Source organism: Microcystis sp., assembly GCF_048564745.1.
GTDB lineage: Bacteria > Cyanobacteriota > Cyanobacteriia > Cyanobacteriales > Microcystaceae > Microcystis > Microcystis ichthyoblabe_A.
The window spans coordinates 1-13568 of sequence record NZ_JBLZRT010000118.1 but is presented as its reverse complement, the minus strand read 5'-3'; the positions used below and the strand labels follow the sequence as shown (position 1 = coordinate 13568).

The 13568-nt window shown below is 41.8% G+C and carries 14 protein-coding genes; 1 reads left to right on the top strand and 13 read right to left on the bottom strand.

The genetic code is table 11. The annotated features are described in order from the left end of the window. Positions 1–105: 105 nt before the first annotated feature. From ACOCD9_RS13235 to ACOCD9_RS13180, 12 genes are all read right to left on the bottom strand, one after another. The gene (locus tag ACOCD9_RS13235) at positions 106–288 is read right to left on the bottom strand and encodes a hypothetical protein (protein ID WP_287700663.1); all 183 of its coding nucleotides are present in this window, start codon (positions 286–288) and stop codon (positions 106–108) included. Then, a complete protein-coding gene (locus ACOCD9_RS13230) occupies positions 285–578 on the bottom strand; it encodes a nucleotidyltransferase family protein (protein WP_002763046.1) in 294 nt (97 codons plus the stop codon). The genes ACOCD9_RS13235 and ACOCD9_RS13230 overlap by 4 nt, the downstream gene beginning before the upstream one ends. Positions 579–664: 86 nt before the next feature. After that, the gene (locus ACOCD9_RS13225; protein WP_419547747.1) at positions 665–844 is read right to left on the bottom strand and encodes a hypothetical protein; all 180 of its coding nucleotides are present in this window, start codon (positions 842–844) and stop codon (positions 665–667) included. A 12-nt stretch (positions 845–856) separates the two neighbouring features. Further along, complete coding sequence (locus ACOCD9_RS13220) at positions 857–1201, bottom strand: hypothetical protein (RefSeq protein ID WP_419547745.1); 345 nt, start codon at positions 1199–1201, stop codon at positions 857–859. Between the two features lie 215 nt (positions 1202–1416). After that, on the bottom strand, positions 1417–1557 hold the full coding sequence (locus ACOCD9_RS13215; protein ID WP_254062833.1) for a hypothetical protein: 141 nt from the start codon (positions 1555–1557) through the stop codon (positions 1417–1419). Between the two features lie 3 nt (positions 1558–1560). After that, positions 1561–1722, bottom strand: coding sequence for a hypothetical protein (locus ACOCD9_RS13210; RefSeq protein ID WP_419547743.1), 162 nt, complete (start codon positions 1720–1722; stop codon positions 1561–1563). Between the two features lie 171 nt (positions 1723–1893). Then, the gene (locus ACOCD9_RS13205) at positions 1894–2190 is read right to left on the bottom strand and encodes a type II toxin-antitoxin system HicB family antitoxin (RefSeq protein WP_419547742.1); all 297 of its coding nucleotides are present in this window, start codon (positions 2188–2190) and stop codon (positions 1894–1896) included. Between the two features lie 11 nt (positions 2191–2201). Then, positions 2202–2390 (bottom strand): type II toxin-antitoxin system HicA family toxin, encoded by a 189-nt coding sequence (locus ACOCD9_RS13200; protein WP_002768607.1) that lies wholly within the window; start codon positions 2388–2390, stop codon positions 2202–2204. Between the two features lie 17 nt (positions 2391–2407). Further along, positions 2408–5545, bottom strand: a complete 3138-nt coding sequence (locus ACOCD9_RS13195; RefSeq protein ID WP_419547741.1) for a tetratricopeptide repeat protein — start codon at positions 5543–5545, stop codon at positions 2408–2410. A gap of 231 nt (positions 5546–5776) precedes the next feature. Beyond that, the gene (locus tag ACOCD9_RS13190; RefSeq protein WP_419547740.1) at positions 5777–8239 is read right to left on the bottom strand and encodes a CHASE2 domain-containing protein; all 2463 of its coding nucleotides are present in this window, start codon (positions 8237–8239) and stop codon (positions 5777–5779) included. Between the two features lie 15 nt (positions 8240–8254). Further along, entirely contained in the window at positions 8255–9382 is a 1128-nt protein-coding gene (locus tag ACOCD9_RS13185; protein WP_419547738.1) for a DUF1822 family protein, read from the bottom strand. Positions 9383–9384: 2 nt separating this feature from the next. Continuing rightward, positions 9385–10632, bottom strand: a complete 1248-nt coding sequence (locus tag ACOCD9_RS13180; protein WP_419547737.1) for an RNA polymerase subunit sigma-70 — start codon at positions 10630–10632, stop codon at positions 9385–9387. Positions 10633–10904: 272 nt separating this feature from the next. Between ACOCD9_RS13180 and ftsH3 the strand changes: the two genes are divergently transcribed. Then, on the top strand, positions 10905–12758 hold the full coding sequence (gene ftsH3, locus ACOCD9_RS13175) for an ATP-dependent zinc metalloprotease FtsH3 (RefSeq protein WP_052275780.1): 1854 nt from the start codon (positions 10905–10907) through the stop codon (positions 12756–12758). Between the two features lie 608 nt (positions 12759–13366). Here ftsH3 and ACOCD9_RS13170 read toward each other — a convergent pair. Then, a partial coding sequence (locus ACOCD9_RS13170) for a hypothetical protein (protein ID WP_419547735.1) occupies positions 13367–13568 on the bottom strand: 202 nt, incomplete at its 5' end.

The following is a 13568-nucleotide window of genomic DNA, read 5'->3' as shown; positions in this document are numbered from 1 at the left end:
TTTTATGGGCAGATATTTTAAAACTGTCTCTTGAAGCTAATTATGATGATTATCTTGAAAAAAAATGATAATTAGACAGAAGTTCTCTTGTTCACATAGAGAACTTTATCTTCTTTTGTTTTCAAAATGAGAATTGCTGGTTGATTCTGCCAAAGTTTGTAAGCGTCTAATGATAGCATGGCTGATCATTGAATTAGCAAAAAACTCCTGTTTTCCCCCTTGGGAATAGTCCTTAATTTTATCAATACAGTCTAAAATATATTCAAGATAAACTTGATCTTCATTCATAACTTAATTGCCTCCTTTAAGATTCGCTGTTTAATTAGATGATGAAGGCTTTTTTCAGTTACTACATCCACTTTACACCCTAAGAGAGCCTCTAAATCAACTAATAATCCACCGGGAAACCAAGGGGACGTTTTAGCTAAATCATAATCAATTAAAAAATCAATATCACTATTTTCGGTTTCCTCACCTCTAGCAACGGAACCAAATACACGCACATTAAAAGCACCATGTTTGGTGGCAATTTTTAGGATATCCTCTCGTTTGTCTTGTATGAGTTGTTTTAAGGTCATAAAATAACATCCCTCCCGAAGGTTTTTAATGAACAATTAACAGACTAGACTAGAAAAAACTAAATACTGATAACTCACCCCCCCACTTATTGCCCTAATTTGCGTAAAAGTTGCATCACCTTTTCATAAGTTGCCATATTATTCTGCTGGTAGAATATTATAGCTGCTTGTTCTAGGTCAATTTTTGCTTTTTCGGTTTGTTTTAATTTGGCATATAAAAGACCACGACTACGGACTTTATGAACGGTGGCTAAATAAGTAATCATTGATTTCTCATTTCAGGTTCGCATTAGATTATATTCTTCGCAGATTGATGAAGTTAGAGATTCCAATAAGATTAATTTTTCCTCAATTGACAGGTTTTTTCCTTGTTTAATTAATGTTTGTAAAGTCATTTTTTTTAAATCAAATTCAGGCACAAGTAGAGCCAATTCTTGTGTTTGTTGATTTTGTAAGTCAGTAATTAATTCTTGTAAAAATAAAGAATCATTACTTAAGTCCGAAATTTCATCCTCATAGTTTTCGAGAGCTTCTATTTGTTGAATACGGTCACTATAATTTTTGAGAAGGGATTCGAGAGCTTCGATAATAAATTGGATGTCTTTAAATGATAGAGTTTTCATAGTTTACCTCAACTTACACGATAAAAAAATTCACCAATTACCCTTAAGGCTTGTTGATAGGTTTCTATTGACATGGGAAATAAGAGTTTCCATAACCAGTGATTACCTCGATCATTAATTAATTCTAGCTCACTGGGAATAGAAATTCCCCGATCTAGTTTCCACCAGTTGTTTCCTATTCCCTGAACGGAAAAGGTCGAAATTCCCCCCGGTGTTTATCCATCAACAAGGGTTTCTTTTACCCATATTTGCCCATTATTTTCATAGATAGCAATATCTTTGTTAGGACGAACATGATCCATTCTGGGAGATGTAGCATTACCTCTACGGTATAAATCAACGGGTGTTTTTATCATTTGTCACCTCCCTAATTCGCGTAAAAGTTGCATCACCTTTTCATCAGCAGCCATATTATTCTGCTGGTAGAATATTATAGCCGCTTGTTGTAGGTCAATTTTGGCTTTTTCGGTTTGTTTTAATTGGGCATATAAAACACCACGACTACGGATTATAGTAATCATAGCAATTATCGTCGATTGGGTTGACCCAAGGAAACCCAACAATAGACCCAAGGAAACCCAACAAAAAGATTCAGACGGATTTAGGTGTTGGGTGTTGGGTTTCGCTTTTCCTGAGAATTGAGAGGTTTTCTTTAACATATTTATTCCCTCAAACCAAGCTAGGGACTGCACCTAGTTTTTTACACACAATTCCTGATGGTTTAAAATAGATTCTGATACCTCAATGAGCAGAAAAGCGATCGCATCTTGATGATCCGCGTCGGTTAAAATGGTTTCGAGGGTGCTAGGGGTGGGAATTTCGTCCCCATCTGCCAACATGAAGGAAATATGACCTTTTAAGGCTTCAGTTGCCATTTTTTTCGCTTCTTCGATGGTTTCTCCTGCACTAATACAACCCGGAAAGTCATAAAATTGTACCCCATAATCACTATGGTTATCTTTATGAACGGTGGCCAAATAATTAATCATTGATTTCTCCTTTATCGTAATTTAATACCGGCTTGTTTTTCGATACTGATTAGGGTTTTAAGGGGAATATCCTTTTTAGGGTGAGGAACAGTCACTTTCCCTTTTTTATGGGGATGTTTAAAATGATGATGACTTCCTGTTGTACCTACTTGATACCATCCCTCATCCTTCAGTTTTTTGATAATTTCTCGACTTTCCATAATTGATGATTTCTATTTCACCCCCCTAATTGTTGTAAAATCTGCATCACTTGTTCATAAGCAGCCATATTATTCTGTTGGAGGAATAATATAGCTGCTTGTTGTAGATCAATTTTTGCTTTTTCGGGTTGTCCTAATATGGCATATAAAACACCACGATTGGCGTAAGCCTCAGCAAAATTAGGATTAATGTCAATAGCTTGGTTGTAGTCATCTAATGCTAATTCATATTTCTGCTGGTTATGGTAAAGAAGCCCCCGATTGTAGTAAGCATCAGCATCATTAGGATTAATTTTAATAGCTTTGTTCCAGTCAGCTAAAGCTAATTCGTATTTCTGCAAGTCAATGTAAAGAAGCCCCCGATTGTAGTAAGCATTAGCATGATTAGGATTAATGTCAATAGCTTTGCTGTAGTCAGAGAGGGCTAAATCGTATTTCTGCAAGTCAGAGTAAAGAATCCCCCGATTGACGTAAGCATTAGCAAAATTACGATTAAGTTCAATAGCTTGGTTGTAGTCAGCTAAAGCTAAATCGTATTTCTGCTGGTTATGGTAAAGAAGCCCCCGATTGTAGTAAGCATTAGCATAATTAGGATTAATGTCAATAGCTTTGCTGTAGTCAGAGAGGGCTAAATCGTATTTCTGCAAGTCAGAGTAAAGAATCCCCCGATTGTAGTAAGCCATAGCATAATTAGGATTAATGTCAATGGCTTTGCTGTAGTCAGAGAGGGCTAAATCGTATTTTCGTTGGTCATCGTAAAGAACCCCCCGATTGTAGTAAGCCTCAGCTAAATTAGGATTAATGTCAATAGCTTTGCTGTAGTCAGAGAGGGCTAATTCGTATTTCTGCTGGTTATAGTAAAGATTCCCCCGATTGTTGTAAGCCAAAGCATCATTAGGATTAATGTCAATAGCTTTGCTGTAGTCAGAGAGGGCTAAATCGTATTTCTGCAAGTCTTTGTAAAGATTCCCCCGATTGTTGTAAGCGTCAGCATAATTAGGATTAATGTCAATAGCTTTGCTGTAGTCAGAGAGGGCTAATTCGTATTTCTGCTGGTTATAGTAAAGAACCCCCCGATTGCCATACCAAGCAGCACGGGGAGCGAGATGAATTGCCTGATTAATCGCCGCTAATCCCTCATCATAGCGTTTTAATTCACTTAATACTCCCCATTTCTCGTTATAGTGATTGGGGTTATTGGGAACCAGAGAAATCGCCTGATTAATCACCGTTAATGCTTGCTCATAATTTTCTAAATAGCGATAAACAACACTTTGCAGTTGTAAAATACTACTGTGAAAGTTCTTTAAATCTTCCCCTTTAGGTAAGGTATTAATCGCTTGTTGCAAAGCTTCTATAGCTGTTTGATATTTACTTAATTCAAATAACGCTAATCCCTTCCCATACCAAGCTAAATAGACATTATCGGGGTCATTTTGCTTAATCGCCTCATCAAACGCCTTAATTGCTTCCTCAGACCTCCGTAACCGCCATAATTGTCCTCCCCTTTGTATCCAAATATCCGCCTTCGCATTGGTATTAGGAACAATAACACCAGTAATCGCTTGAATAATTTCTTGTTGTTGTTGCGGACTAACTTGGGGTTGAGCAGTGGTTAATAATTGCGGTTTTACCTTCAATCTTTCTTGCAATCCGATAAAAGTGCTAATGGGAATCCCTAAACTAAACCCTAGCTGAATTTTCCCTACCCCTGCTGTTTCTGAACTTCCATGAATCCCTATTACTCTCCCCTGGGAGTCTAAGACTGCACCGCCACTCATGCCCCCAAATGTGATGCTGGTATAAACTAATTCATAGCCTCCGGTTAAAGAAGCAACACTTTGTAATGTTCCTCCTTGTTCATTGCTTAAGTCACTTTGGCGGGTTTGTATTAATCCCTGTTCTTTATCGATAATTATACCGCCACTAAACAACCATTTCGAGGGATTGTCGCCAATTTTGGGGAAGCCTGCAACAAAAACAAAATCCCTGGTATTTGGGTTATAATTCGCTATTTCCGCAACGGGATAATTGTCTCGGCTTTCAAACTGAAAAACTGCTAAATCTACCCCTTCCTGCCGGATGATGGTGCTTTTCTCGATGTTTCGAGTTTTGCCGTCGCTGGTGACGACGGTGTAGGTGTAATCAGCACAGCTGGCGGTGCGTGCCATTTCTCCGCAAAGGACGTGATCGGCGGTTAGGACGGTGTAAATATTCCCTTCTTTAGCGATAATTACGCCACTTCCATTGGCAATTACGCCACTTCCATTGGTTTTACTGCTACTATCGATCCGCACGGTGAAACCCTTCGCTTTTGTTTCTAATTCGGCGATATAGCCAGTATAGGCGGTGGTTTCTATATCGGGGTTCACCGGCGGTAGGGGTAGGTTATAGGCGCTGAGGATTTCGGGACGGATGTAGGTTAATAGGGTATTGATAGAAATGCCCCAATTAACCGCTCTCATCTGTTGGATTTCTGCGTCTGTGGGTTTTGTGCCGTCTTCGTAGATGTAGTTAGAGAGAATCGGATGGGCCGATCGCCCGTTAAGGCCGATTAACTCCCCCTCGACAAAAATGCCGCCGCCACTCATTCCCTGCACGATATCGCCACTATAACCGACGCTGTAGCCATCCCGGAGGGGTCGATCGCTCACCTGTTCGAGGGTTCCCTTTGTCGTCCGATACTGTCCCGTTTCGGCAACATATCCCGCGGCCACCACTTCTAAACCGATGCTGTTTTGATTGATGGTAAACTTCGCGATGGTGGCGATCGAATAGTCCCGGGTATCGCTAAACTCCAGCAGAGCGAGATCTTGATTCTCCGATAGGGAATTGGGGACAATGCGGGCCGCACGGCTGTGGCCGTCGTAAGTTTGTACCTGTAGGGTTTTCGTGTTGCGGGTAACGTGGGCGTTGGTTAGGATAAGGTAATTATCGCCTTTTTTAGCGATAATCGTCCCCGATCCCCGATTTGTCTCGCTAGTAATCTTAACGGTGACTCGTTGTAGGAATTGCTCCTCGGTAAGCTCCCGATCGCCCTGTGCCGTCAGAATGGGATGATTAGAAATATTTCCGGCAGCCGGGGTGATAAGGGTTAACCCGGGTTGAGGCAGTAGGGAGAAAAGAAGGATGAGGGCGATCGAAGGTTTGATCATGGCTGTTACCTAGAGTTTGCTGAATAAATGTGAAATGTAGGCAAGGTAAGAGTTTTGTCGTTTTTCTCGTGAAATAGGTGCAAGATTTTGAGAGAATCGTGCTTCAAAACCTTGCGTCTTCATCGGCCCGGGTCCTGTAGGGGCGAAGCATTCGGGCAATAACCTATCGGTGAAACCGGAGATTTTCTATCCGAATGCTTCGCCCGTACTTTTTCAGCAAGCCTTACCTAGCTATTTTAAGTAGTAAGAACGAAGAAAAAAGAAGATACCGGAGGTGGTGAGAAGTGCGATCGCTGGGGGAATAATCGGAACCCAGAGACCGAAATAACTAAAGAGAAGCCAACCGATACCAGTAAGGGAAATCACAGCGATCGCCACTGTCAAAAGTATCGTTTTTACCCGAAGAAAACGCCACGTTAATAATCCCCCCACCAGGGACCAACCCAACACCCAGAAAGCCTCCTGTAGGGGATTCCAGAAAGCGATCGAGGTACGTTTTCCTTCCATTGTATCGAGAATTTGACTGACTGCGTGCGCGTGCAAATAAACCCCCGGAATTGCTTCCGATGGGTTGCGACTAAAGGGGGTTAAAAAATCATCGATCCCGGGTTCTGTTACTCCAATCAGGACAATTTTTTCCCGGACTGATTCGGAATTAAAACGCGGATCTAAAACCTGTCGGAGAGATTTTTTCGGGGCAATTTTGATGATTGCATCGATGCCATTATCGGCGATTCGACGGTAAGCGAGCATAACTTGACGGCCGGATCGGGTATCGGATTGACTGGTTCTGTAGGGGCCGCGGTTGGATTGTAGCCAGTCACCGAGATGAGTATCCCCGATATTAATTTCTAGAATTCCCCGCTGCAGTTTATTGCAGTCAAAATCTTGATTCTGGGATTCTAGATATCGTTTGGCAATTAGGAGACTAAAACTAGGAGCATAATCTTTAAAATTACAGGACATTGAGTCAACTTTGGCCAAAGAATCCGGGGGAAGACAGGGAGAGGTGCGATCGAGTTTTGCCTGATATAAAAAACGACGAATTCGGGGAACTCCGGCAATGGTTTCGTCTGGGACTATGTTACTAAAACCACTCTGATTTTTTGGCAGTTCCGGGGGTGGGGGAAATCCGTCTGGTTGTGGGTAATTATTAAACTTACAAATCGAGATAAAATTAGGAGTATTTTGTAATTGTTTGGCTAGGGGTGGATAATCTTGACTGGCAGCGATGGGACGGAGGATATCTAAGGCGATAATTTGCGGTTCGTAGGGCAGTAATTTATTTAAAAGCTGCGATAATGCTTCTCCTGCGAGGGAACGTTTTTGATCGCTTCCTGGTATTGTTGGTCTTTTCATACCCATGCGATCTTGATATTCCCAATCTTGGCGATCAATGGTAATAATTAATAATCTTTCATCGGGTTTATCTTTGGGTTTTAGTTGCATCAGGCGATCATAAATATTTAATTCTAAGGGTTCTAAAATTCCTGTTTCTCTTATTGCTAAGACTGTCATCGCTACGGCTAAACCTAAACCGAAAGTTAGAGCGAATCGTCGCCAATTTTGTTGTTTTTGAGGGGAGTTACTGAAACTATGCCAAGTGGGGGGTTCTTCGGTGGGATTGGGGCAAACTACGGGCAGCCAACTGGCACAGGGATAGTCTTTTTCCCAGTCATCGTGGAGATTTTTTTGGGCTTCATGTACGGCGCTATAGAGAGATTTATTATTGGTAAAAGCGGTTAAAAAGTATTGCAGAAATTTGGGAGAAACGGGATCGGGTAATTTCTCGCGCATAAAGATTAGATGGGGTAATGCCATACCTTTTTCCCGGGATAGTTGTTGTGCCAAACCGATACCATCACAGGAGTTAAATATCGCTAACTTTAACCCGTTTTTAGTGGCTTCTCCCAGGGAAAAGCTAAAATCAGCTATCTTTAATTTATGAGTTTCTGTTAGTTGAATTTCGCAATCTTGCCCATCTTCTGTACTGGCACTATGACCGCTAAAAAAGAGAATATTCCAAGTTTCTTGACGCAATAACTGATTTAATTTTTGCGGGTGAGGGGCTTTTTCCCAGATAATTTCTGCTCCTGCTTTTCCCGCAATCTCGTCTAAGGTTTTGCGATCTTCTTCGAGAAATCTTAAGTCGGTGGCATAGCCTAAAATGGCTAAAATCCGAATTTTTTCATGATTTTTTAATTGTCTGGTTAAGGTATCGTATTCTGAGACAATAATGGCTATATCTGCGCCAGTATTTTGGAGGATTTCCCATTTTTCCCAGGGGAATCTTTGCAGCCAAATATTATCGGTTTGTACCCAGATACGAAAGTTATTACCAGAGCGCAGAATTGCGGTTTTTATCGGTTCAAATTCTGGGCTATTATTCAACCATTTGTTTAAGTTATCCTCAAATAATTTGGCTTTTTCTTGGCAGTTTTTAAAGACTAAACTCTGCTGAGAACTATTGGTAATTTGCTGGGGATTGCTATCTTTTAAGACTTTAAAAAATCCCTCTAATTCACTATAGTGACGTTGCCATTGACGGTAAAGAGTTAATAACTCTAAATTAGCTGGTAGCCTTGCTTTGATCACAGTTTGGGGACGAGAATTAAGATCGGGACGAATTTCTAATTTTACTTTAAATCCCCGATCGAATGTGCCATCTAGTTCGAGAGTTAAGAGTTTAATCATTAAGTTTTTCCTCGCTTATACTTGTAAATATTCGGTGACTCTTGCCGATTCTAAAGCCACTTCAATGAAGAATTTATCCCCCAATTCAGCATCAAATCGATAACGAATAAATTCATCGTTATCTGTGGCAATTACTTCTCGAAAAACCTGACCAGTTTCGGTGAGAATAGTTAATTTTAAATGGGGGGGTAAAGTGCTTGTTTCTCCGGTGGGGTAAACAGTCGCTTGTAGGCTAAATATTTCTTCAATTTTAGCGATAGTAATCATCAAAGCGAGGGGATTTCCCAGTAATTCTACTCCTAAATCTTTGATGCGTTTAATTTCTGTATTTTTGAATGCTGGAACCAGTGACAGTGAGCTAAAATTGAGAATACTTTGCCAATCAATGGGGAAATTATCGGCAAACCAATTGGTTAACTTGACGGGGGATTTTTGCCGACGGGTAATTAAAATTTTTCTCCAGTTACTATTGACGATAACTGCTGCCCATTCTTGAAAAGCAACGGCTTTTCTGGGAAAGATTAACTGAGGATTAGCTAAGATGTCTAGTAAGGTTGTCAATCTATCTAAAGATAGTTTTTCTTCCATCTTTTCCCGTTCAATCTTCACTGGTTGTAATTGACACTCTCCCCATAAATCCAAAGAATCTGATCCTGATTGCAGTTGATTTCTCGGTAGAGAGTAGTTAAGATTACGCTTAATATATTGTCCTTTTTCCTTAATATCTTTATGGGTAGTATAACCCCAAATTCTCAGATGACTTTCGGCAGTGTTTACCTGTACCGCTAGATAATAATCACCAATTAATTGAGGAATATCTACCCATTCTTGAGGAATTTCGATCGCTTCTAGATCCAGAGTTTCGCTGGCAATAACTATTACTGACTTTTCGCCTAATTTAACGGTAAAACCATTAACTCCTAGTTGCCAGAAATCCTCTTGATTTTCTACTAAACTAACCCCAGGCATCCCTGACTGTAGATAGTTAAAAATAACTTGTTGACAGAGATAATTAACATAAAATCTCTGACGAATACTGGCATCAGTAAAACTGGCACTTTTTGCCCAACTTATCTCTTGAATATCTGCGGGTATTTCTAGCCAAATGCTATCAGGAGTTAGTTCTAACCAATCATTAACCATAATTAATCCTCCTGAGTTGTTGCGCTGGTTTGATAGTAGTATGTTAGCCATGGTTCTATTGCCTTACTAATAACTTCTCTATCGGGAGACTGGAAAGAAATATGCAGGTTTTCGCTGGCCCAGGGTAAAAACTTTTTAGCGAGGTGACGATAAACTTTATCCAGTTCCCTAGAAACCTGATATTGTTTGATAACCACCGTGGTGATTTCTGTAATCTTAGCGGCAATTGCCACTTGTCCCAACCCTGAACCATAAGTCATCTCTAGAATTAACTGAATTTGCGGATGCAGTTTTGCCTGTTGCGGCTGCTGACAAATCTGTTGAATTTCTGCGCGTAACCAAGCTAGAATTTTTTGGTGGTTTTGTTGCGACTCGCGAAAATTTTCCGCCGCTTCTAATTGCTGCCAAGGGTTATTATGGAGAGTATCTTCGATCATTTCTTCCCTCGTGCTACTTTCCTCACCCCCTAAAGGTTGCTGTAGAGAAATTGTTTTTCCTTGGGGAAATAAATAATCAGAAATAGCTTGTCCCGCATCCTTTAACCATCGGGTAATTGTCGCAGAATTGATTTTGATGGTAGAGTGGCTATCCGAGTTATAAGCAGCGGCGATTTTTTGCCAGATTTCTGGACTAGGTTCCTGAATTTTACCATCGGTTTTTATTTTTGCCTGGGCATAAATTTCTTTATAGTAATCCCAAGCTAAAAGGTAATTTTCGAGAGTTTCCCCCACTAATCCCCTCGCTAGGAGAGCTTGGCTGAGACGCGCTCCGGTAGAATTAAGTAGTAGGCTCCAAGTATTATGGCCGAATGCTTGACTAATCTGACGGATGCGATCGATTAAGCGATATTTAATCCTCTGATTGGCAAAATTATCGAAGCGAGTGGAGAATAAAGGCTTAAAGTCAGCTAAGATAGCCTCAAAATCAAGAATTCCTTCGTTAAAGTAGTCTTCGATCTGATAATCCAGTTTAGCTTGATATTTTTGATAGATTTCGGCAGCAGCCCAGTAGCAAGGTTCCTGCAAATAAGCGTATAAATGCCCACGACAAAGATGATTTTTGGAACCGTGATTCTGATACTGTTGGTGAAAGAATAGAGACCAATATTCCTCTGAATCGACATTAGGATCGATTGGGCCATAGCTTTCCATGTTACGACGCAAACGCCGATCGCAATTCCATTCTGTCCTATTTTGTCGCAAAACTAAAAAGCAACAAAACTTCTCCAGCAAAGTCTCTCGTTTTTTCATCTAGCTAGTCCCCGTGGAGGTCAACTAAACTCTCTATCGTTCCACTTGCAGCTTTTATGCAGTATTTTGGCATTTTGTTACAAATTGATCATACTCGGTCGAGGAGAGTCACATTGACATACTCCCCCACCCCCAACAGCTAACCCCCATGGCGGACCAGAACGGGCATATTAAAAAAAAACCTGTCCACTGTTCCTGAGAAACGTTAACATAAGTTAACAACCCCTTGACAACCGATAAGATCATCCTCAATTTATCAGGAGTTCGACAGCGTGAACAAAAACGGTAATAACAAAAAATGGCGCAATGCGGGACTATATGCCCTATTGTTAATCGTAGTCCTTGCCTTGGCCTCAGCTTTCTTCGATCGCCAGCCAGCAGTGCAACAGACTTGGAAGTATAGTGAATTTTTACAGGAAGTGCGGGAAGGTAAAGTGGAAACCGTGCGCTTAAGTGCCGACCGGCAACGAGCGATCGTACCCACCCAAGATGGTGCAAATGTATTAGTTAACCTGCCCAACGATCCGCAATTAATCAACATCTTGGCGGAAAATAACGTTGATATTTCCGTACTGCCCCAAAGAGAAGAAGGAGTATGGGTAAGAGCTTTCAGTAGCCTCTTTTTCCCGATTTTACTTCTTGTTGGTCTATTTTTCTTGCTCCGTCGCGCCCAAAGTGGTCCCGGTTCCCAAGCGATGAACTTCGGCAAATCGAAAGCAAGGGTACAGATGGAACCCCAAACCCAGGTTACTTTCGGTGATGTGGCCGGGATTGAAGGGGCAAAATTAGAATTAAACGAAGTGGTGGACTTCCTGAAAAATGCCGATCGCTTCACGGCAATTGGGGCAAAAATCCCCAAAGGAGTCCTTTTAGTCGGTCCTCCGGGGACAGGTAAAACCCTGCTTGCTCGCGCAGTAGCTGGAGAAGCAGGAGTCCCGTTTTTTAGCATTTCCGGTTCGGAATTCGTGGAAATGTTCGTCGGGGTGGGTGCGTCTCGCGTCCGCGACCTATTTGAACAAGCGAAAGCGAATGCACCTTGTATCGTCTTTATCGATGAGATTGATGCTGTCGGTCGTCAACGGGGTGCCGGTTTAGGGGGTGGTAACGATGAACGGGAACAAACCCTCAACCAATTATTAACGGAAATGGACGGTTTTGAAGGTAATACAGGTATTATCATTATCGCCGCCACTAACCGTCCTGATGTGCTGGATGCCGCTTTATTACGTCCGGGTCGTTTCGATCGCCAAGTGGTGGTGGATCGTCCCGATTACGCTGGCCGTAAGGAAATCCTTAATGTCCACTCCAGAGGCAAAACTTTGGCTCAAGACGTGGATCTCGATAAAATCGCCCGTCGTACCCCCGGTTTTACCGGTGCCGATCTAGCTAATTTGCTCAACGAAGCCGCAATTTTAGCGGCACGTCGCAATTTAACCGAGATTTCTATGGATGAGATCAACGATGCGATCGATCGTGTCCTGGCAGGTCCTGAGAAGAAAAATCGCGTCATGAGTGAAAAACGCAAAACTTTAGTTGCTTACCATGAAGCTGGTCATGCTTTGGTGGGTGCTTTAATGCCGGATTATGATCCTGTCCAGAAAATTAGTATTATTCCTCGCGGTCGCGCTGGGGGTTTAACTTGGTTCACTCCCAGCGAGGATCGCATGGAATCCGGGTTATATTCTCGCGCTTATCTGCAAAATCAGATGGCTGTAGCTTTGGGGGGTCGTTTAGCTGAAGAAATTATCTTCGGTGAGGAGGAAGTAACTACGGGTGCTTCTAATGACCTGCAACAGGTGGCACGAGTAGCGCGGCAAATGGTCACTCGTTTCGGCATGAGCGATCGCCTGGGGCCAGTGGCCTTAGGTCGTCAAAATGGTAATGTTTTCCTAGGTCGTGATATCGCTTCCGATCGAGATTTCTCCGATGAAACTGCGGCAGCTATTGACGAGGAGGTGCGTAACCTAGTGGAACAGGCCTATCGTCGCGCTAAAGAGGTTTTAGTCAATAACCGCGCCATCTTGGACCAGTTAGCACAAATGTTAGTGGAAAAAGAAACCGTGGACGCAGAGGAGTTGCAAAATATCCTCGCTCATAACGATGTGAAAATGGCGGCTTTAGCTTAAGTTTTGTAACATTTTCTTGACAAACAGCATCCTGATGGGTGCTGTTTTTTTTGTTAAACGAAAATTAATGACAAACTTAAGCTGTTAATCAGCTTAACAATAAGTAGGGTTTGCGGCAAAAAGTTTTTCTTGGGGGCAGGGTGTGGGGTGTGGGGTGTAGGGTTTTACCGATTTTGAAGGGGTCAATTACCTAATTTTCAGGGAAAGAGTCCCTGAATTTTCCCCCCGATCACTCCCATATCTGGTACTTTTTGATTTACAAAAACTCTAAAAGTCTTAACCAACAAGGGTTTTACCATTATTCAGCCAGCCCTAAGTAATAGGACAAAATTAACTTTTTAGTTAGGATAGGCAAAAGGCAACAGGCAACAGGCAAGAGGTAGTTAGATATGTGTAATTAATTGTGTCTAGCTACTTACCCTGTTTAAATGGGTCTTAGCTTAACATTCCTGTCTTTTCACTGATTACTGATTACTGATTACTGATTACTGATTACTGATTACTGATTACTGTTTACTGTCATGTAAAATCGATGACTACTTCCCCTTTCCTCTTGGCTGCATCTCACATTTGCAGAAATACCGACAATCAGCAATTATCAGTGACTCTTAAATTGGTACAAATGTATGAACAACTGCGTGTAAGCATCCCACCGAAAAGCTAGTGCGAGGGGGGTTTGGGGGCGGCACTTCGACACGCTCAGTGACCGCGCCACGCCCCCAACGGGGGGTTTGGGGGGTAGAACCCCCCAAAAGCTTGGATTGATTGATAAAATCGGAAGTAATGCCAAATTTTAGCCGAGAGTTTCCC